General features: G+C 59.4%; 18 protein-coding genes. 17 read left to right on the top strand and 1 reads right to left on the bottom strand.

The window, feature by feature from the left end; translation table 11 throughout:
* The first annotated feature begins 81 nt into the window (after positions 1 to 81).
* The 17 genes from F2S13_RS05835 to F2S13_RS05755 all read left to right on the top strand — a co-directional run bounded on the left by F2S13_RS05835 (position 82) and on the right by F2S13_RS05755 (position 18595).
* Entirely contained in the window at positions 82 to 468 is a 387-nt protein-coding gene (locus F2S13_RS05835) for a DUF488 domain-containing protein (RefSeq protein WP_166359526.1), read from the top strand.
* A gap of 186 nt (positions 469 to 654) precedes the next feature.
* A complete protein-coding gene (locus F2S13_RS05830) occupies positions 655 to 1509 on the top strand; it encodes a MurR/RpiR family transcriptional regulator (RefSeq protein ID WP_166359525.1) in 855 nt (284 codons plus the stop codon).
* A 2-nt stretch (positions 1510 to 1511) separates the two neighbouring features.
* The gene (locus F2S13_RS05825; RefSeq protein ID WP_166359524.1) at positions 1512 to 2156 is read left to right on the top strand and encodes a cysteine hydrolase family protein; all 645 of its coding nucleotides are present in this window, start codon (positions 1512 to 1514) and stop codon (positions 2154 to 2156) included.
* A complete protein-coding gene (locus tag F2S13_RS05820; protein WP_166359523.1) occupies positions 2153 to 3508 on the top strand; it encodes a glutamine synthetase family protein in 1356 nt (451 codons plus the stop codon). Before F2S13_RS05825 ends, F2S13_RS05820 begins: the two co-directional genes overlap by 4 nt.
* Complete coding sequence (locus tag F2S13_RS05815; protein ID WP_166359522.1) at positions 3492 to 4244, top strand: N-formylglutamate amidohydrolase; 753 nt, start codon at positions 3492 to 3494, stop codon at positions 4242 to 4244. Before F2S13_RS05820 ends, F2S13_RS05815 begins: the two co-directional genes overlap by 17 nt.
* A 150-nt stretch (positions 4245 to 4394) precedes the next feature.
* A complete protein-coding gene (locus F2S13_RS05810; protein WP_166359521.1) occupies positions 4395 to 5738 on the top strand; it encodes an APC family permease in 1344 nt (447 codons plus the stop codon).
* A gap of 136 nt (positions 5739 to 5874) precedes the next feature.
* Positions 5875 to 6921 (top strand): ornithine cyclodeaminase, encoded by a 1047-nt coding sequence (locus F2S13_RS05805; protein ID WP_166359520.1) that lies wholly within the window; start codon positions 5875 to 5877, stop codon positions 6919 to 6921.
* A 96-nt stretch (positions 6922 to 7017) separates the two neighbouring features.
* Positions 7018 to 7383, top strand: a complete 366-nt coding sequence (locus F2S13_RS05800) for a glyoxalase superfamily protein (RefSeq protein ID WP_166359519.1) — start codon at positions 7018 to 7020, stop codon at positions 7381 to 7383.
* A 196-nt stretch (positions 7384 to 7579) separates the two neighbouring features.
* Positions 7580 to 8935, top strand: a complete 1356-nt coding sequence (locus tag F2S13_RS05795) for an MFS transporter (RefSeq protein WP_166359518.1) — start codon at positions 7580 to 7582, stop codon at positions 8933 to 8935.
* Between the two features lie 199 nt (positions 8936 to 9134).
* Entirely contained in the window at positions 9135 to 10592 is a 1458-nt protein-coding gene (locus F2S13_RS05790) for a sensor histidine kinase (RefSeq protein ID WP_166359517.1), read from the top strand.
* 239 nt (positions 10593 to 10831) lie between these two features.
* Entirely contained in the window at positions 10832 to 13663 is a 2832-nt protein-coding gene (locus F2S13_RS05785) for a xanthine dehydrogenase family protein molybdopterin-binding subunit (protein ID WP_166359516.1), read from the top strand.
* The gene (locus F2S13_RS05780) at positions 13656 to 14195 is read left to right on the top strand and encodes a (2Fe-2S)-binding protein (RefSeq protein WP_166359515.1); all 540 of its coding nucleotides are present in this window, start codon (positions 13656 to 13658) and stop codon (positions 14193 to 14195) included. Before F2S13_RS05785 ends, F2S13_RS05780 begins: the two co-directional genes overlap by 8 nt.
* Before the next feature lie 2 nt (positions 14196 to 14197).
* Entirely contained in the window at positions 14198 to 15436 is a 1239-nt protein-coding gene (locus F2S13_RS05775; RefSeq protein ID WP_166359514.1) for a c-type cytochrome, read from the top strand.
* A 1-nt stretch (position 15437) separates the two neighbouring features.
* Positions 15438 to 16409 (top strand): XdhC family protein, encoded by a 972-nt coding sequence (locus F2S13_RS05770; protein WP_166359513.1) that lies wholly within the window; start codon positions 15438 to 15440, stop codon positions 16407 to 16409.
* 195 nt (positions 16410 to 16604) lie between these two features.
* Positions 16605 to 17240, top strand: coding sequence for a hypothetical protein (locus F2S13_RS05765; RefSeq protein WP_166359512.1), 636 nt, complete (start codon positions 16605 to 16607; stop codon positions 17238 to 17240).
* Positions 17241 to 17251: 11 nt separating this feature from the next.
* A complete protein-coding gene (locus tag F2S13_RS05760; protein ID WP_166359511.1) occupies positions 17252 to 17905 on the top strand; it encodes a helix-turn-helix transcriptional regulator in 654 nt (217 codons plus the stop codon).
* Positions 17906 to 17911: 6 nt separating this feature from the next.
* Positions 17912 to 18595 carry a glutathione S-transferase family protein gene (locus F2S13_RS05755; RefSeq protein WP_166359510.1) on the top strand — a complete coding sequence of 228 codons (684 nt, stop codon included), beginning with the start codon at positions 17912 to 17914 and terminating at the stop codon, positions 18593 to 18595.
* Between the two features lie 158 nt (positions 18596 to 18753).
* Here the strand turns inward: F2S13_RS05755 and F2S13_RS05750 are convergent, their stop codons facing one another.
* On the bottom strand, positions 18754 to 19428 hold the full coding sequence (locus F2S13_RS05750) for a response regulator transcription factor (RefSeq protein ID WP_166359509.1): 675 nt from the start codon (positions 19426 to 19428) through the stop codon (positions 18754 to 18756).
* Positions 19429 to 19435: the final 7 nt, after the last annotated feature.

Genomic DNA, 19435 nt, shown 5'->3' with positions numbered 1-19435 from the left:
CCCTTGCACGCAAGTCTGGCGCAGCGATTACCCTGATCGCTGCGCCAGCGCCTCGAATGAAATTGCGACGAAGGAATGACCATGACCATTCATATCGTTCAATTGGGATCGCCACGCAGTGCGAACGAAGGCCTGCGCCTGGGTACTGTGCGTCGACCACCGCGAGGCGTACCGAAAGCCGAATTCGCAAGCCGGAACTTCTACGACATCTGGTTACCCGTGCTGTCGCCCAGCGCTGCGCTGGTCGCGGATGCCAAAGCGTCGGCAGATGAAAAATCCTGGGCCATCTTCGTGAAAAAGTTCCGGGCCGAAATGAACGAGCCGGCGGCCCGCCAACTGCTCGATCTTCTGGCAGCACTCTCTCACCAGACGCATATGGCGATCGGCTGCTACTGCGACGATGAGCGTCATTGCCACCGTTCGGTGTTGCGGGAGTTGTTGCTGGCTCGTGGCGCGGTGGTTTCATAGCAGAAGGCACGGCCCCTTAACTCCGCGCCAGAAAACCTCTATCTATTTGATAGCAATAGTATTTTTATACTTGATCGAGCTAATCGAGCAACCGTGTCGAAAAAAACTGGACTGTAGTGAATACTACACATATACTTTTTTTCATCGAATTGAAGCAAATCAAACATACCTACAAGAAATGCCCACATGACAAATTTGCGAGAACAACTCACGGACGTTGCGCTGAACCCAACGCCGTCCGAACGCAAGGTGATTCGCGCATTACTCGACCACTATCCGCGCAGCGGGTTGGGGCCGATGGCCAAGCTGGCTGAACATGCCGGCGTCAGCGACCCGACTATTGTGCGCCTGGTCAAGAAGCTGGGGTTCGGTGGCTATGCCGAGTTTCAGGACGCCTTGCTCAGTGAAATGGACCATCGCCTGCGGTCCCCCGTCACACTCTTGCAGCCGCGTGCCCACTCATCCCAGGACGATGCCTGGACGAGCTATCTGAATGAGAGCAGCCGCACCCTGCAAGAAACCCAGGCACTGACCCAGCCTGAAGATGTAAGGGTACTGGTGGAGTGGATTCTCGACACTCGACACCAGTTGTATTGCTTTGGCGGACGCCTGAGCAGCTTCCTGGCCGGCTACCTGGTGAGTCACCTGCGCCTGTTGCGCCCGGGTTGTCATGCACTGGAAGACAATGCCCAACTGCCGGACCGCCTGTACGACTTGCAACGCCAGGACATCGTCCTGCTGTTCGACTACCGCCGCTATCAAACCCAGGCCCTGCGTGTCGCCAACGCAGCCAAGGCTCGTGGTGCACGCATCGTACTTTTCACGGACATCTACGCCTCGCCGTTGCGCGAACTCGCCGACCTGGTCATCAGCGCCCCGGTTGAATCCATCTCTGCATTCGACACGATGGTGCCCGCACTCGCACAAGTAGAAGCCTTGATTGCCGCTCTCACAGTACGCAGCTCTGATCTGGAAGATCGCCTGGAAGGCATCGACAAGCTGCGCACCGGTTTCGCCGCCCACCTCCTCGAGGAAAAATAATAATGTTTACACTCCCTCATCACTCGCCGCGTGACCTGCCTTATGTGTGCGGCCATACCGCACTGTTGCTGGTAGACATGCAACGTGCCTGGCTGGACCCACAACTCGATCCACATTTGCAGGGCCCGCAAGCGGAGTACTTTCTGACGCGTACCCAGGCCAAGGTCATTCCCAACCAGCAACGGCTGCTCAAGGCGATGCGCGAAGCCAACCAGAATGTGCTCCACACCATCATCGAAAGCCTCACCGCCGATGGCCGCGATCGCTCTCTGGATCACAAGCTGTCCGACATGCACCTGCCCAAGGGCAGTTACCCCGCCGGCATCATTGACGAACTGGCCGCAGATGAAAACGAGGTGATCCTGCCCAAGACGTCATCGGGCGTTTTCAACTCGACCAACATCGATTACGTACTTCGCAATCTGGAAACCCGTCATCTGATCATTGCCGGGATCGTCACCGATCAATGCGTGGACATGGCGGTTCGTGACGCAGCCGATCGCGGCTATCTGGTGACGTTGGTCGAAGACGCTTGTGCCACCTACACAGCCACCCGACATCAGGCGTGCCTTGAAGCGATCAAAGGCTATTGCTGGATCACCGACACCGACACTGTCGTCAAGCGCCTGCAGGAGATGCAAGCATGAACCGGCCCACTCCTGACAATGGCCTGATTACGCCCACCGCAATGACGACAATCGTCACCACCGACCTGATTGGCATCACCCGCGGCCGGTCATTTCCCACCGACGAACTGGAGAGCTACCAAACCAGCGGTTGTGGCTGGGTACCGGCCAATAGCGCGCTCACGCCTCAGGATGTAGTGGCCAGCGACAACCCTTGGGGTGCATACGGCGACCTGCGGCTGATTCCGGACATGAGCACTCGCGTTCAGGTACCCAACGGTCCCGACGCCAATGCGCCAGGCCTGGATTTCATTCACGCCGATATCTGCGAAACCGATGGCCGACCTTGGGCGGCGTGCCCACGAACACTGCTGCGCAATGAAGTCCAGCGCTACCACGACGAACTGGGGCTGGAGGTAACGGCAGCATTCGAACACGAATTCAATCTCGGCGAGCTCAATGCGCAGCCATCGCACCGGGCATTCTCCCTCGGCGCGCAGCACCACGCGGCCAACTTTGGGGGCTGGTTGCTCAGTGCCTTGAGGGCCGCAGGGGTGGAGCCGGAAATGTTCCTGCCGGAGTACGGCAAGGCACAATACGAAATCACTTGCCGACCCACACAAGGTGTTGCCGCCGCCGACCGGGCGGTGAACGTTCGTGAGATTACCCGCGAAATCGCCCGGCAGATGGGCCTGGATATCAGCTTCTCGCCAAAGCTTGAAGAGCACGGTGTCAGCAACGGTGTGCACCTGCATATCAGCCTGCAGGATCAAGCCGGCAACCCGGTGATGTATGACCCCGAACATGCCAATGGCTTATCCACGTTGGGACAGCATTGGGCGGCCGGTGTGTTGCATTACTTGCCGGCGCTGTGTGCCTTCAGTGCGCCGACACCGATTTCGTACCTGCGCTTGAAACCCCACCACTGGAGTGCATCGTACGCCTGTCTTGGCCAACGCAACCGCGAAGCGTCACTGCGCATTTGTCCGACGATCACCATTGGTGGCAAATCACCGGCCAAACAGTACAACCTGGAGTTTCGCCCGCTCGATGCAACTTCTTCACCACACCTGACCATGGCCACAGTACTGATGGCTGGACGATTGGGTATTGAACAAAAGCTGGCCTTGAACGCCACCACCGATGAAGAGCCAGACACCCTGACCGACGAACAACGCCAATCGCGCAACATCATCGCCCTGCCCGGCTCACTGGCCCAAGCGCTTGCATGCTTGCGACAGAGCACGGAACTGTTCGAAGCGCTGCCAAAACTGATGATGGACGCTTACTTCGCGATCAAGGCTCAAGAGCTGAAATCGACAGAGCACTTCACGCCCAACGAACTGTGTGACCACTATGCCCGCCTTTATTGAAACCCCAGAGCATGGCTTGTACACGGAACCGGTGTATACGGTAAGCCAGGAGGACGGCGAACACCCGGTAATCCTGGTGTGCGAGCATGCAAGCCCGTTCATGCCTGCAGCCTTGCAACGCCTGGGATTGAGCATCGAGGCAGCAGGCGAACATATTGCCTGGGATATCGGCGCCCAGGCCTTGGCCCTGCACTTGTCGCAAAGACTCGGCGCGACGCTGATATCGGCAAACTACTCGCGCCTGCTGATTGACCTGAATCGACCACTTCAGGCACCAGACAGCATTCCGCAGCGCAGCGAAATATACGAGGTGGCAGGCAATCAACATCTGGATGAAGCCACTCGCCAGTATCGGCGAGACTGTCTGTTCACTCCTTTCCACCACAAGCTGAGTGAGTTGATCGATGCCCGGGTTGCCAAAGGTCGAGTCGCACGGATCGTCGGCATCCATAGCTTCACCCCGACGTACTTCGGCAAACCTCGAACCCTGGAAATCGGCGTGCTGTACGCCCGTGCGCAGGCTTATTCGCAACGGCTGATCGAGGGCCTGGCGGTGCAAGGACTGAAGGTAGCGGCAAACCAGCCTTATGAAATCAATGTACTGGAGGACATGACCGTCCCCTTTCATGGCGATAACCGCGGCATGGATGCTGCGCTGATCGAGGTCAGAAACGACTTGCTGCGCACACCGCAAGCCATTCAGACATGGTCAGACGCCTTGGCTCCACTGCTGTAACCGCTGTTGCTTGGTAAATCGGTAATACAACTATAAAAAAACCGCTTGGGCGCTTTTTAACCTGCCGGGTTCAAAAACGTGATTCAGTCGCCGCGTTGTCAGCAGCCGAAGACTGAACGCTCGCCTTACTCGCTTACGGAGTACCGTGTCATGGCTATCGAAGAGTTTGGTTATAAACAAGAATTGAAGCGCAGTTTGTCGCTTGCTGATCTAGTGGTCTATGGGATGGTTTTCATGATTCCCATTGCACCTTTTGGCGTGTATGGGTATGTGAACCAGGAAGCCCCCGGCATGGTTCCGCTGGCCTATATCATTGGCATGGTTGCCATGTTGTTCACTGCCTTGAGTTACGGCAGCATGGCCCGCGCCTTTCCCATTGCCGGTTCAGTCTACTCCTATGCGCAGCGGGGCTTGCACCCTAACGTTGGCTTTCTTGCCGGCTGGTTGCTGTTGTTGGATTACTTGCTGATTCCGCCGTTGCTGTACATATATGCCGCCATGGCACTTAACCATCTCTACCCGGAAATTCCGAAGTTTGCGTTTATATTCGTTTTTCTGATCAGCGCTACTCTGGTTAACTTGCGAGGCATTACTTTCACAGCCCGCATGAACATCCTGTTCCTGCTGGCGCAGCTCGTGGTGCTGGGCATTTTCCTCGCCTGTGCCTGGAAGGCACTGCACGCAGGCGGCGGCAATGGGCAATTGACACTGGCGCCACTGTACAACCCTTCGAACTTCAATTTTGCCTTGATGATGCAGGCGGTTTCGATTGCGGTGCTTTCTTTTCTCGGGTTCGATGCCATTTCAACATTGGCGGAAGAAACCAAGGGCGATGCCGGACGCAACATTGGCAGAGCCGCACTCATCAGTCTGCTCATCATGGGCGGGATCTTCGTGGCGCAAACATGGCTTGCTGCAGATCTTGCAGCGGGTATGGGCTTTACTTCCGCCGACACGGCGTTCTATGAAATTGCCGCCATCGCCGGTGGCGACTGGCTGGCATCCATGACGGCTGTCGCGACTGCCCTGGCCTGGGGCGTGGCGGTCTCAATCACATCGCAGGCCGCCGTTTCCCGGTTACTGTTCGGGATGGCGCGGGATGGGAAACTGCCAAAAATCCTGGCTAAGGTTCACCCCCGATATCGCACACCCCACCTGAGCATTTACCTCGTCGCGATATTGTCTCTGGTGATCTGCTACTTGTTTATCAATGCCGTCGACACCCTGACTTCATTGGTGAACTTCGGCGCCTTGAGTGGTTTTATTATCCTGCACCTGACGGTGATCAACTACCACTGGCGTCGGCAGAAGTCAGGCAATGTTTTATTCCACCTGATATCGCCAGTCATGGGTTTCATCATCACCAGTGCAATCATGTACAACATGGGCCTGGATGCACAAAAGCTCGGTTGCATCTGGATTCTGACGGGGCTGGTCTACCTTTGTATTCTCAATCGAAAAGGTGCAAACCTGATGTTATCGAAAGATATCTGACTTGCCGGATTTCTTTATAAAACTCTAAACGCTTCGGTGCATTGAACGACCTACACCCATAAGGGTGTGGCGCTGGCGGCTGCCCTGAAAACGCCATCAATGCACCCACCACCGCATTTATCCGAAGGATGAAACCATGACTCGTTATATTGATGTCCACGACCTCTGCCAACTGGTAGCCCATAAAGGCCTGACGACGTGCCTGGCGGAAATGGCCGAATGCATTCGTGAAGATTACCTTCGTTGGCATGAGTTCGATAAATGCGCACGCCTGGCCAACCATTCAAAGGAAGGCGTGATAGAACTCATGCCGGTCTCCGATGCCTCGCTATATGCCTTCAAATACGTCAATGGCCACCCGAAAAACACCCAGAGCGGCATGCTGACGGTGATGGCGTTCGGCGCATTGGGCGATGTGGACACAGGCAAACCGGTCCTGCTCAGTGAAATGACACTGACCACTGCCATCCGTACGGCGGCCACGTCGGCGTTGGCTGCGCGTTATATGGCGCGGTCCGACTCACGCTCCATGGCCCTGATTGGCAACGGCTCACAGAGCGAATTCCAGGCAATCGCTTTCCATACAATGATGGGGATCAACGAGATTCGCTTGTTCGACATCGATCCCGAGGCTTGCGCCAAGTTGGCAAAAAATCTGGAGAGCTTCCCGGCGCTCAACCTCATCATTGCAACCTCGACCGGCGAGGCCGTGCGAGGTGCCGACATCGTGACCACGGTAACGGCGGACAAGGCCTACGCAACCATCCTCACCCCGGAAATGATCGAGCCCGGTATGCACCTCAATGCCGTGGGTGGCGACTGCCCGGGCAAGACTGAACTGCACCCTGACATCGTAGAGCGCTCTCGGGTGATCGTTGAATTTGAACCGCAAAGCCGCATCGAGGGCGAAATTCAGCAGATGCCCGGCGATTCACCCGTCATTGAATTCTGGCGCGTGGTCAATGGCCAGGAGGCAGGCCGTGAACATGCTGATGATGTCACACTATTCGACTCGGTCGGCTTTGCACTGGAGGACTATTCAGCGCTGCGCTATGTCCTGCGCATAGCCCAGGCGTGCGATATCGGTCGTGACATCGAACTGGTTCCTGATCTGGAAAACCCGAAGGACCTCTACGCACGTCTGAATACGACCGCGATGGATGTTCAGAAAAAATGCGCATGAATGACATCAATCCGCACTGACGCCATGTATCCTACGTATTAAGATTCATTCTCACCACGGATCGTGGGAATGACTTCAACTACTGCAAGGAGCGTCATGAACCTGTCTGCCGCCATCCCTATCATCAGGATCTTCTCGGTTGCCAAGGCCAAGGAGTTCTATCTGGACTACCTCGGCTTCACCCTCGATTGGGAGCATCGTTTCGAGGAAGGCTTTCCGCTTTACGCCCAGGTTCGGCGCAGCGACCTGGTGCTGCACTTGAGCGAGCATCATGGCGACGCCACGCCGGGTTCGACGGTGTTCGTGCCGGTGGTGGATATCGATGCCCTGCACCGTGAACTGGAGGCCAGGCAGTATGCCTATGCTCGTCCCGGGATCGAGGTACTGGATTGGGGGCGGCAGCTGCAGGTGGCGGATCCGTTTGGCAATCGTCTGCGGTTTTGTGAGCTGGCCAAAGTCTGATTCCGCGTCGCCTGCATCGCTGGCAAGCCAGCTCCCACAGGGAAAGTACGTGCGCCTCATATTCCTGTGGGAGCTGGCTTGCCAGCGATGAAGCCCTTTCTGTTCGCCCCTGACTACGTGAACGCCGCTTTCCGGCTACTTCACCTGCCCGCCCTGCCGATAATCGACTATCGATCACGCGCAAGGAGAAGTCGGTATGGCAACCACGGACATGCAGCGGGTCGATCCCGCCACTTTGAAAAGAGTCATCTGCGCGGCGGCCATCGGCAACTTTGTCGAATGGTTCGATTTTGCCGTATACGGTTTTCTCGCCACCACCATCGCCCTGCAGTTCTTCCCCAGCGACGACCCCAGCGCCGGTTTGTTGAAAACCTTCGCGGTGTTTGCCGTGGCCTTCGCCTTCCGGCCGCTTGGCGGGATCTTCTTTGGCATGCTCGGCGACCGGATCGGGCGCAAGAAAGCCCTGGCCACGACCATTTTGCTGATGGCAGGTGCCACGACCTTGATCGGACTGCTGCCGACCTATGCGGCCATCGGCGTCATGGCGCCCGTGTTGCTGACACTCATACGCTGCGCCCAGGGCTTTTCCGCCGGGGGTGAGTACGCCGGGGCCTGCGCCTATCTGATGGAACATGCCCCGCGTACACAACGCGCCTGGTATGGCAGTTTCGTACCGGTCTCGACCTTTTCCGCGTTCGCCTGTGCAGCGGTGGTGGCCTATGCGCTGGAAGCATCGCTGACGAGCGAGGCGATGAGCAGCTGGGGTTGGCGCGTGCCGTTCCTGGTGGCCGCGCCGTTGGGTATTGTCGGCCTCTATTTGCGCTGGCGGCTGGATGAGACGCCTGCATTCAAGGCGGTTGCCAAGGACGATGCCGTCGCCCATTCGCCGCTGCGCGAAACCCTGAGCAACCATGGTGCGGCGATCTGCTGCCTGGGGGCGTTCGTGTCCCTGACCGCCCTGTCCTTCTATATGTTCACCACCTATTTCGCCACCTACCTGCAGGTTGCCGGCGGCTTGAGTCGTGCGACCGCGCTGCTGATTTCGGTGATTGCCCTGGTGTTTGCCGCAGCGTTCTGCCCGCTGGCCGGTGCCTTTTCAGACAAGGTCGGGCGTCGGGTGACTGTGGTTTCGGCCTGTACGTTGCTGATCCTGGTGGTGTACCCGGCGTTCCTGATGGCCAGTTCCGGCTCGTTCGTGGCCTCGATCATCGGCGTGTTGCTATTGGCGATCGGCGCGGTGCTCTGCGGCGTGGTCACTGCGGCGCTGTTGTCCGAAACCTTCCCGACCCGCACGCGCTATACCGCGTCGGCCATCACCTACAACTTGGCCTATACGATCTTTGGCGGTACGGCCCCCCTGATGGCCACCTGGTTGATCACCCGGACCGGCAGCAATCTGTCGCCGGCCTTCTATCTGATGGCGATCGCGCTGCTGGCGCTGGCGGGCGGCCTGGCTCTGCCGGAAACCTCGAAAATATCCCTTCACGGTGTTGGCGACACTGACGGTGAACCCGGCGCCAGCGCGGTGCCGCTTTCAGCTCGTCGGTCATGATAATGACGTGGACGTTGGGGGGTAACTGGTTGGCATTCTCGACTGCGCATGGCATTTGCATGAAATTCCATGATCGCCCGAATTAGTCGGCTGCAAACAAAAAAACGTCAGCTAGGCTAATGGCTAATTGAAGCCGGTGATGGGAGGCAATGGGGCCTCTTGCGCTATCTAAAGCGTTAATCACAAACGAGAATTCTCCATGAGCCTCACATACAGCTTGGGCAAGTATTTTTCCGGCAAGGAAGTCACCTCGACAACGGTGCAGTTCAACCTGTTGCGCTGGTTCTCGCTGGCAAGCTTCCTGATCATTACCTTCGTCGCCCTGGGGCTTGGCTTCATCGCCACCCGTTTCGTGGTCAACGAAAGCATCCAGCGCGATGCGGTACTGACAGCTCAGTTCATTCAATCCATGGCTGCGGCGGAGGTGAGTCATCACAACTTGCCTAATATGCAGATGGGGGAAGTGCTCGATCCGCGAGACGACGTCGGGCTACCTGCCGAGATACAGAAGAGTCGGCGAGAGGCGCGCATTGAGTTCCTCGATCACATCAAACATATCGCCAAGCAACCCGACTCGCTGTTGATCTCCATCTATGCGCCCGACGACACCGTCATCTGGTCGAGCAATCCCACACTGATCGGCCAGAAGTTCGAGGATGACGATGAGCTGGACGAGTCATTCCAATCCAAGGAACGGATCTTCGCGACCTACCATGAAGTGCAGAATGACCGCGAAGAGCAGCAGTTCCTGCGCAAGCCGGAAAATCTGTTCATCGAAAACTACATTCCGATGCTCAATTCGGCCGGCAAGGCCGTGGCGACCCTCGAAATCTACAAGGAACCCTCGGACCTGATCGCCAGGACCAAGCGCGGCTATGTGTTGATGTGGCTCGCCACCTCCTTCGGCGGCGCGATGATCTACCTGGGCTTGTACTGGATCGTGCGCCGCGCCTCCGGCTTGCTGGTTTCCCAGCAAAGTCAGTTGATCGAGAACGAAACCTTCGTCGCTCTCGGCGAGATGTCCGCCGCGGTTGCCCACAGCCTGCGCAACCCCCTGGCGACGATTCGCTCCAGCGCCGAACTTGCCCAGGAACTCGGCAACCCGCCGGTGCAGAAAAACATCACCGATATCATCGGCCAGGTCGATCGCATGTCCAAGTGGGTGCGTGACCTGCTGTTGGCCTCGAGCCCCTTGCAAGGTTCCAACGAAGAGGTCGACCCGCTGGAAGCCATTCTCGAAACCCTGCATGCGTTCGAGCCACAGATTCGCAAGGCAAACGTGCTGGTCGAATTCACGGCAACCGCAGCCCCCGTCGTGGTTGGCCACCGGGTGCTGCTCTCGCAGGTGCTCAACAGCCTGGTGTCCAATGCCGTGGAGGCCATGGCTCAGGGCGGCAGGCTGCAAATAGAAATTGAACCGGATGCACTGCGCAGGAAACTCAGCATCACCCTCAGGGACAATGGCAAGGGCATGACCGAGAACCAGCAGCAAATGCTGTTCAAGCCGTTCTGTACCAGCAAGCAAGGCGGACTGGGCGTAGGCCTGGTGATGGTCAAACGCATCATGGATCGATTTGGCGGAAAGATCAGCGTGACCAGCCGGGTTAACAGCGGAACCGAAGTGCGCTTGACCTTCCGCATAGCAAAGAATCAATAAGTTCGCCTGCCCCCCTCTCCAGACTACCTGTGATCGGCCTGCCATCGGGGCCGATCGAGCAGGTCTAGACTGCTATTACTTTGCCTTGGGCGTCAAAATTCGATAAAGTTAACCTTCAGGTCAACTTTATTCCGTCAGAATTCAGCCCTTCGCATTCTCGGGAAGGGCCCCCGCATGACCTAAAGTTTCCAAGAACATAACGACATGGGCGGATTTCACTACCGTCCAGAGGATGATCCATGTCCAACCGTGAAATATCCCGACGCTCATTCCTTCAGGGCGGGTTGGTTGCCGGCGTCAGCGTGACGTTGGCGCCCCTGAGCAGCCAGGCGCTGGCCGCCCTGATGGAAAACAGCGTGACCGTGCCGTCCGAGCAGTGGCTGGGCAATAACGGCCAGGCGCGTTTTCGCAACGACGCATTGTCCAAGGTCTGCGGCAGCAAGGTGTTTGCCCGCGACATCCGTGCCAAGGACATGCCGGGCTGGCCGCAGCAGCAAGGCCACGCCATGCTGCTCAAGACCGTGCGCGCCGACCGCATCTATGACGGTTACGACCTGTCCTGGCTCGGCGCCGAGTTGCAGCCTGACCGAATTGTCACGGCCGACGATCTGCAGAAGGACGGTATCGTTTTCCCCGAAGAGCACGCACCCGACCCGCTGCTGCCCGCAGGCAAGGTGCCCATGTTCATCGGCCACCCCGTCGCAATCCTGATCTGGAATGATTTCGAACGCTACCGCCAGGCCAAGAGCAAACTCAAGTTCAACGACAAGGCCATCCGCTACGGCGCCCAGGTGCCGTACTACAAGGGCGAACCCTATGGCAGCTTCCGCTATGTGCGTGTTGGCGGCCCGACCTCGGCAGACGAAGACGAATTCGCCAGCCTCAAGGATTCGATCCTGTTCCCGATGATCCGCAACCGTCGCCCGGAGTGGAATTCCCAGCCCGACCTGCATGGCAATCTGAACGAGCGCGGGATGTTCTATGCCGAGCGCATGAAACAGCAACTGCAGACCCCGCCCGAAGACTGGCTGGTGTTCGACGAGCGCTACAAGACCCCGTCCATCGAACCTGCGGCCCTGGAGCCGGACAACGGCAACGGCTGGTACGACCCGGCGACCAAAACCCTGCACTTCGTCGTGGCCACCCAGTGCCCGGTCGAGGCCGCCACCGAAACGGCGAAGATGATCGCCCCGTCGCGTTTCGGCCTGGCCAAGCTCAACATGCACCCCGGCTACACCGTGGGTTACGGCTCCAAGGACCACAACATCTTCGTTTACTACGCAGCCCTGGCCGCGTTGTACGGCGCCGGTGTGCCGATTCGCCTGGCCAATGACCGCTACGAGCAGTTCCAGAGCGGCATCAAGCGCCACTCTTTCGATATCCATTACCAATTGGCCGTGGACAAGAAGGATCACAGCTTCAAGATTTTCCGTGCCGAGATGGATGTCGACGGTGGCGGACGTATCAACTACAGCGCCTCGGTGGCAGCGGTCGGCGCCACGGCGGCGCAGTCGATCTACTACATGCCGCAAAGCGACCTGCAGGCCACCGCCTACCACTCGCGCGGCGTCGAAGCAGGCTCCATGCGCGGCTACGGCACCCTGCAAAGCATGGCCTCCACCGAAATGATGGTGGACGAAATTGCCGGGCGCCTGGGCATTGACGCGATCGATCTGCGCAAGAAAAACGTCCTGCGTTCGGGCATGAAGAACACCCAGGGTGCGGTGCCTGCCGGTGCCCTGCGCCTGAACGAGATTCTCGAGAAGGCCAGCGCCAACGAGATCTGGAAAAACCGCGACGCGCGCAAGAAGCAGTTCGACGCGCAGGACCCGGACAACTGGTACGGCGTCGGCTTCGCCATTTGCCAGAAAGACTTCGGTACCGGCTCCGAAGCGCCCATGGCCAGCATCGAATACACCGCCGAGGGGCACATTACCCTGCGTCATATCGGCATCGAGCTGGGCACCGGCATGTCCACCTCCCAGGCCCTGGTGGTCGCCGACTTCCTCGGCAACCCGGCCAATGAAGTCAGCACCGGCGTCACCGACTGGAGCGAGCTGCAACTGACCACCAGCGGCAACCCGTACATCATGAGCCAGGCCGAACAGGACAACGTCCTGCGCAATCCGCGCTGGGTCGGCAAGATTGCATCGGCCTCCTCGGCCACCAACTCGGCCTACTACTTCAGCCACGCCACCCGCGAAGCGGCGCGCGTGCTGTTCAACCACGGCCTGTGGCCGGCGGCGCTGGAAATCTGGCGACAAGGCCCGTACGGCGGCCAGGCCAACCCCTATGTGGTGCGCCGCGAAGACGCCCACTGGGTCGACGGCAAGCTCACCGCCAATGGCATGGAGCCCCTGCCCTTTGCCATGCTCGCCAAGCGCGCCCACGAGCGCGGCCTGGTAACCGGCGCCACCGTGCACGGTTTCAACCGCTGGAGCTGGGCCGAGTCCGAGTTCACCATCGATGGCGTGCGCGAGCGCCTGCCCCTCGATGGCCTGGCGGTCAAATACGGTGACGGCGCACCGAACGTGAAGAAGGCGCAAATGAACAGCGCCGGCTTCCACCTGCTCGACCGCCAGAACGTGGCGTACCCGGTCACGCAGTTGAACAATGCGGCCGTGACCTATTACAGCCCGGTGGCGACCCTGGTAGAGCTGAAAGTGAACAAGGGCTCGGGCGAAGTCAAAGTACTCGACCACCACACCTGGGTCGAATGTGGTCGCGTGCTGGTACCTGAGCTGGTCAAAGGCCAGATCGAAGGTGGCGTGGCCATGGGCATCGGCCATGCGCTGCTCGAAGAAATGCCGCTGTATGAAGGTGGCCCGGGCGAAGGCGACTGGAACTTCAACCGCTACCGCTTGCCCCACGCCCGGGATGTCGCGGTCTGGAAGCAGACCTCGGAGATACTCCCGCCCCTGTCGCCAAGCGACCCGTCCAAAGGCATCGCCGAAGTGGTGATGATCCCGGTGGCCGGCGCCATCGGCAACGCCGTGGCCCATGCAATCGGCAAGCGCGTTCGCGACCTGCCCATCACTTCTGCGCGCATCAAGGAGGCCCTCAATGGCTAATCGTCCGCTGCAACTGACCCTCAACGGTCAATCCGTCGGTCCAGTGGAGGTCCCCGATGATCTGCCGATGATTGACTACCTCCACGAGTACCGCAACCTCACCGGCTCACGCCTGGGCTGCGGCCAGGGCATCTGCCATGCCTGCGTGGTGATCGTCGACAACCCCGATGGCACCAGCGAAGAAGTGCGTACCTGCATCACCGGTGCGCATTTCTTCGACGGCAAGAAAGTGCGCACCATCGAAGGCCACGCCCACCGTGACGAAAGCGGCAAGGTGACTGAACTCAACCCGATCCAGCAGAAGTTCGTCGACAAGTTCGCCTTCCAGTGCAGCTACTGTGCTCCGGGTTTCGTCAACGCAGCCACGGTGCTGGTGGAAAAGCTCCAGCGCCAGCCGATCAAGAAAAGCCAGATGGAACAGGTGATCGAAGACAGCCTCGGCCACCATATCTGCCGTTGCACCGGTTACGTGCGTTACTACAGCGCCACCCGCGATGTGTTGCTCGATCTCGACCTGGTCAAGGAGGGTTGAGCATGAAGCAACTTTTCCCCCGCCTTAGCCTGGCGGTTGCCCTGGCTGTGCCGGCGCTGCTGGCCCAGGCCGCCGACCAGAAGCAAATCGAACGCGGGGAATACCTCGCGCGCGCATCGGACTGCATGGCCTGCCATACCGCGCCCGGCGGCGCGCCGTTTGCCGGCGGCCAGCCGATCGTCTCGCCATTCGGGACCATCTACGGGACCAACATCACGCCGGACAAGGAACACGGCATCGGCCAGTACAGCGACGATGAATTCTTCGCCGCCGTGACCCAGGGCAAGCGCCGCGATGGCGCCAACCTGTACCCGGCGATGCCGTACACCTCCTATCACTTGATGTCGCGTGAAGATTCCGACGCCATCCACGCCTACCTGCAGACCGTGGAGCCGATCAACCGTGCAGCGCCCGTCACCAGTCTGAGCTTCCCGTTCAACGTGCGTCTGGGACTCATGGGCTGGAACATGCTCTACGGCAAGGATGTGCAACTGGCGCCGGCCGATGGCAAGAGCGAAGCCTGGAAACGCGGCCAGTACATGGTCGATGTCCTCGGTCACTGCGGCGAATGCCACACCCCCCGCGGCCTGCCCGGCGCCATGCAACAGGACAAGCGCCTGACCGGCGGCCTGCTCAATGGTTACCTGGCGCCCAGCCTGCTGGCCGATGACCTGGCCGCACGCGGCTGGACCCACCAGGACCTGAGCACCTTCCTCAAGCACGGCATGAGCGCCCAGGGCACCATGTTCAATGAAATGTTCCCGGTGTTCCACAACAGCACCGTGGGCCTGAACGACCAGGACCTGGCCGCCATGGCGACCTTCCTGCTCGGTGACCAGCCGCCCCAGGCCCGGACCCTGGCTGCAGTGCCGACAGACAAACTCAGTGCCAGCGCCCAGCGTGGTCGCCAGCATTACCTGAACGTCTGTGCCGGCTGCCATGGTGTCGAAGGCGAAGGCAAACCGCATATAGCCGTCGCCATGCAAGGCAACACCACCCTGCGCCTGGAAGACTCGCGCAACCTGGTACGGGTGATCGAAGACGGTATCGGCGAGCAGAAGTTCGCAGGTTTCGAACACATGCAACCGATGCCGGCCTTTGCCGACAAACTCAGCACCGAACAACTGGCCGACCTGGTCAACTACCTGCGGCAGGCCTGGGGCGGTCAACCGACCGAACTTGCCGTCAATCAGGTAGAGCAGTTGAAAGCCGATGCCTCTGCCGAGCACAAGGCGCACTGACATGCAGCACCTGGACCTGCAAGTGATACGGCGAGCGTTGGCCTGGTCCAGCGCTGGCCAGCGCGTCTGGCTCTGCACGGTGCTCTGCACCTACGGCTCGGCGCCTCGTGCGCCGGGCTCGTTGCTGGCGGTCAACGGCACCGGGCAATGGATCGGCTCACTGTCCGGAGGTTGCGTGGAGGACGACTTTCTCGCCCGGGTGGCCGAAGGTGCATTTACCGCTGCGGTCGCGGTGGTGCGCTACGGCGAAGGTGACGACCCGCGCTCACAGGTACGCCTGCCCTGCGGCGGCATCCTGGATGTGCTGGTGGAAAAGCTCGATCCCGATTGCGAGGTACAAGCACACCTGCGCGAACTGGAATCCGCCCTGCTCGGCCAGCGCCGACTGATCCGCGAAGTGGACCTGGCCACCGGAGCGCGGCACCTGATCGCCGACCATGAACACGGGCCGCGGGTCGAGCGTGATTCGGACCGCGTGCGCTTGCGCATGGGGGCCGCCCAGCGCTTGCTCCTCGCCGGTTACTCCAGCGTGGCCCAGGCCTGTGCGGAGTTCGCTGTGGGGCTGGGCTTCGAGGTGATTCTCTGCGATCCGCGCGACGAAGTGCTTGAAGGCGTCGTGCTGGAGAATGTGGAGATTCGCCGCGAACTGCCATCGATCTTTATCGCCGATGGCGGCTGCCACAGCGATACTGCCGTGGTGGCCTTGACCCATGACCCGCGCATCGACGACCTGGCCATGATGGAAGCAGTGCGCACCGATGCGTTCTATATCGGCGTGATGGGTTCGATGCAGACTTCGCAAAAGCGTTTCGAGCGGCTGCGCCGAATCGGTGGCTTGAGCGAGCTGGAACTGGCGCGCATTCATGCACCGATCGGACTCAATCTGGGTAGCAAGACGCCGGCGGAAATTGCCTTGGCAGTGCTGGCCGATATTCTGCGTATTCGCAGTGGTATTGCTCGCGATCGGCTCTGATTCCTGACAGGGCTCTCGCCCTCGTTCCCACGCTCCGCGTGGGAATGCCTCCCCTGACGCTCTGCGTCTTGACGCGGAGCGTGGGAACGAGAGGTAACGAGGGTGATGGGTGAATTTTTTTCAACATCAATTAATGACATATTTTAATGCTTTAATTGATTTTGTATCATCCATCCCCGGCTCGAGGTAACCGCCATGAACATCAAGATCCCGGCTTTGCTGTTACTCGCCTTCTGCGTTCAACCCGTTTTGAACCCGTCCTACGCAGTCACCACCCAACCCGCCGCCGCAGACTCCGCTGCACTGAGCACGCGGCTGGCGCTGCGCGACCTGTGGGTCCAGCATATCTTCTGGATCAGAAATTATGCGATGGCCAATCAGGCAGGAAACAGCGCTGAAGCCAAAGTCGCCGCCGATCAGGTAGTCGCCAACGCTACAGCCATCGCCAACAGCCTCGCACCGCTCTATGGGCAGCCGGCCGCCGACCAGATGCTCAAATTGCTGGCCGGGCACTGGGGCGCGGTGAAACACTACAGTGATGCCACCGTTGCCAAAAATTCGGCCGGCAAGGAGGCCGCGGTCAACGATCTGACCAGCAATGCCAAGGCGATAGCAGCGTTCCTGGCCAAGGCCAACCCGAACTTGCCAGAACCGACGCTGGTGGCCATGCTCAGCGCCCATGGCGGACACCACGTGGCCCAGATTGATGAATTAGCCAAGAAAGACTACACCGGCGAGGCGAAAACCGAGGAGGCCATGCGTGGACACATTCTGGTGCTGGCCGATACCTTGACCTCTGCACTGGTCAAACAATTCCCTGACAAGTTCTAAAAGGAGATCGAATGCTTCAGGGCATGGGCCGTACCCAGCAGGATCTGCTCAGCGCGCTGCTCTACCGGGCAGCGGGCATGAGCATTGATGACCTGGCCGAGGTGCTCGCAATCACCCGCACCGCAGTGCGTCAGCACCTCTCGGCACTGGAGCGCGACGGCCTGGTGGCGCGGGGTGAAACCCGCCCCACCGGTCGACGGCCCGAGCAGCTGTATCAACTGACGCTACGAGGCAAGGAGCTGTTCCCTCGGCAATACCAGCTCCTGGCCAACCTGTTGATCGAGGAAGTCGCCAATATCATCGGCCATGACGGCCTGGTCGCCCTGATGCGCAGCCTCGGCCGCAAGATGGCGGCCGGCCTGGAACAGCAGGCCATCGACGAGGCGCAGATCGTAAGCCACATGAACCACGCCGGGTATGAAGCCGAGGTCATCTTTCGCTCCGGCGGCGAAAAGGAAATTGTGGCGCACAACTGTGTCTTCCATCACCTGGCCAAGGCCCATCCGCAAGTCTGCGAGCTGGATCTGGCGCTGATCGGCACACTGGGCCATGCTGATGTGGAACATGGCGAATGCATGTTGCGTGGCGGCACGGTGTGTCGTTTTCACCTCACGCCAGCGGCAGCCGCGCCTGGCGAGCCTGCGCAAGCGCAAGAAGAAGGATGAGTGCGTATGTCCCTGACGCTTTATTCCCACCCGCTGTCGTCGTTCTGTCACAAGGTCTTTATTGCGCTTTACGAGAACGACACCCCCTTTACCAGCCACCTGGTCGACTTCGGCGACCCGGACTCCACCGCCCTGCTGCACAGGCTATGGCCAATGGGCAAGATGCCGGTGCTGCGGGACGCCGCGCGCAGCGAAACCATTCCTGAAACCAGCATTATCATCGAGTACCTGGAGCAGCATTATCCAGGCCCTGTTCCTCTGCTCCCGAATGATGAAAGCCTGCGCCTGCAGACGCGCCTGTGGGACCGCTTCTTCGACCTGCATGTGCAGGTGCCGATGCAGAAAATCGTCGGCGATCGCCTGCGCCCCGAGAACGGCAAGGATGTGCTGGGAGTCGCTGACGCCCATGCCAGCCTGCGCAAGGCCTATGCCCTGCTCGAGCAGCACATGGCCAACAGGCACTGGGCCATTGGCGACGCCTTCAGCCTGGCCGATTGTGCCGCTGCGCCGGCGCTGTTCTATGGGTCGATCGTAGAGCCGTTCCCGGCCGCTTACGGCCACCTGAATGCCTATTTCGAGCGGCTATTGCAACGCCCATCGTTCAAGCGGGTGCTAAACGAAGCGCGCCCGTGGCTGGCCATTTTTCCGTTCAAGGAAGATGTCCCGGCGCGCTTTCTGCGTGACAATTAGGGTTTGTACGAAAAGTCGCCGAGCGGCGATCAGGCAAGGCAAAAACAGGCGAGGAACGGCCGGGGTCGCGCCCGACTTTACTGATTGTAAATGAGCATTCCGAGCCTGTTTTTAACGCAGCATGATCGCCGCGCAGGCACTTTTCGTACAAAGCCTGCTCAGGGCTCCTGGCACAGCTTGTAGCCCAGGCCATGCACGGTATGCAGCAGCGGCTTTTCAAAGGACTTGTCGATCGTGCGGCGCATCATGTGAATGTTGCTGCGCAAACTGTCGCTGCTGGGCAGGTCCCGCCCCCACAACGCCTCCTCCAGTTCACGCCGCTGAACCACATGAGGACTCTTGCGCATCAACACTTCCAGCAACTTCATATTGGTGGGATTGAGCTTGAGCAGCGTACCGCTTCGAGAAACTTCCAGAGTATCGAGATCGAACCGCAGGTCGCCGACCTCAAGGATGCGGCCCCCCTTGCGAACGCGCCGCGATACCACTGCCTTGATACGGGCGAGCAATTCCGACATTGCAAAGGGCTTGGTGATGTAATCATCGGCGCCCACATTGAATCCGGTCAGCCGATCATTGAGTTGATCCCGTGCGCTGAGCATCACGATGGCCACTTCGGACTTCGAATGCTGACGCAAACTATGACAAATCTGATTGCCGTCGATTCCCGGCAACATGATATCCAGAATAATGGCGTCAAAGTGCCTTGAAGCCGCAAGATGAAGCCCGGTCAAACCATCCAGGGCACCTTCGACCTCGTGGCCCTTGAGCTCCAGAAACTCGACAAGATTGTCATGAATGTCCTGGTTGTCTTCTACAACTAATATACGCATCTGGTTT

Source organism: Pseudomonas akapageensis, assembly GCF_011355085.1.
Lineage (GTDB): Bacteria > Pseudomonadota > Gammaproteobacteria > Pseudomonadales > Pseudomonadaceae > Aquipseudomonas > Aquipseudomonas akapageensis.
The sequence above is the reverse complement of the archived record's forward strand: the minus strand, read 5'-3'. Positions and strand labels throughout refer to the sequence as shown.

What these genes read in the sequence shown, in the direction of transcription:
- F2S13_RS05775 (WP_166359514.1), top strand. Translation starts at nt 14,198, where the DNA reads ATGAAGCAACTTTTCCCCCGCCTTAGCCTGGCGGTTGCCCTGGCTGTG.
- F2S13_RS05765 (WP_166359512.1), top strand. Translation starts at nt 16,605, where the DNA reads ATGAACATCAAGATCCCGGCTTTGCTGTTACTCGCCTTCTGCGTTCAA.
- F2S13_RS05830 (WP_166359525.1), top strand. Translation starts at nt 655, where the DNA reads ATGACAAATTTGCGAGAACAACTCACGGACGTTGCGCTGAACCCAACG.
- F2S13_RS05825 (WP_166359524.1), top strand. Translation starts at nt 1,512, where the DNA reads ATGTTTACACTCCCTCATCACTCGCCGCGTGACCTGCCTTATGTGTGC.
- F2S13_RS05815 (WP_166359522.1), top strand. Translation starts at nt 3,492, where the DNA reads ATGCCCGCCTTTATTGAAACCCCAGAGCATGGCTTGTACACGGAACCG.
- F2S13_RS05820 (WP_166359523.1), top strand. Translation starts at nt 2,153, where the DNA reads ATGAACCGGCCCACTCCTGACAATGGCCTGATTACGCCCACCGCAATG.
- F2S13_RS05780 (WP_166359515.1), top strand. Translation starts at nt 13,656, where the DNA reads ATGGCTAATCGTCCGCTGCAACTGACCCTCAACGGTCAATCCGTCGGT.
- F2S13_RS05755 (WP_166359510.1), top strand. Translation starts at nt 17,912, where the DNA reads ATGTCCCTGACGCTTTATTCCCACCCGCTGTCGTCGTTCTGTCACAAG.
- F2S13_RS05835 (WP_166359526.1), top strand. Translation starts at nt 82, where the DNA reads ATGACCATTCATATCGTTCAATTGGGATCGCCACGCAGTGCGAACGAA.
- F2S13_RS05750 (WP_166359509.1), bottom strand. Translation starts at nt 19,428, where the DNA reads ATGCGTATATTAGTTGTAGAAGACAACCAGGACATTCATGACAATCTT.
- F2S13_RS05810 (WP_166359521.1), top strand. Translation starts at nt 4,395, where the DNA reads ATGGCTATCGAAGAGTTTGGTTATAAACAAGAATTGAAGCGCAGTTTG.
- F2S13_RS05760 (WP_166359511.1), top strand. Translation starts at nt 17,252, where the DNA reads ATGCTTCAGGGCATGGGCCGTACCCAGCAGGATCTGCTCAGCGCGCTG.
- F2S13_RS05785 (WP_166359516.1), top strand. Translation starts at nt 10,832, where the DNA reads ATGTCCAACCGTGAAATATCCCGACGCTCATTCCTTCAGGGCGGGTTG.
- F2S13_RS05795 (WP_166359518.1), top strand. Translation starts at nt 7,580, where the DNA reads ATGGCAACCACGGACATGCAGCGGGTCGATCCCGCCACTTTGAAAAGA.
- F2S13_RS05790 (WP_166359517.1), top strand. Translation starts at nt 9,135, where the DNA reads ATGAGCCTCACATACAGCTTGGGCAAGTATTTTTCCGGCAAGGAAGTC.
- F2S13_RS05805 (WP_166359520.1), top strand. Translation starts at nt 5,875, where the DNA reads ATGACTCGTTATATTGATGTCCACGACCTCTGCCAACTGGTAGCCCAT.
- F2S13_RS05770 (WP_166359513.1), top strand. Translation starts at nt 15,438, where the DNA reads ATGCAGCACCTGGACCTGCAAGTGATACGGCGAGCGTTGGCCTGGTCC.
- F2S13_RS05800 (WP_166359519.1), top strand. Translation starts at nt 7,018, where the DNA reads ATGAACCTGTCTGCCGCCATCCCTATCATCAGGATCTTCTCGGTTGCC.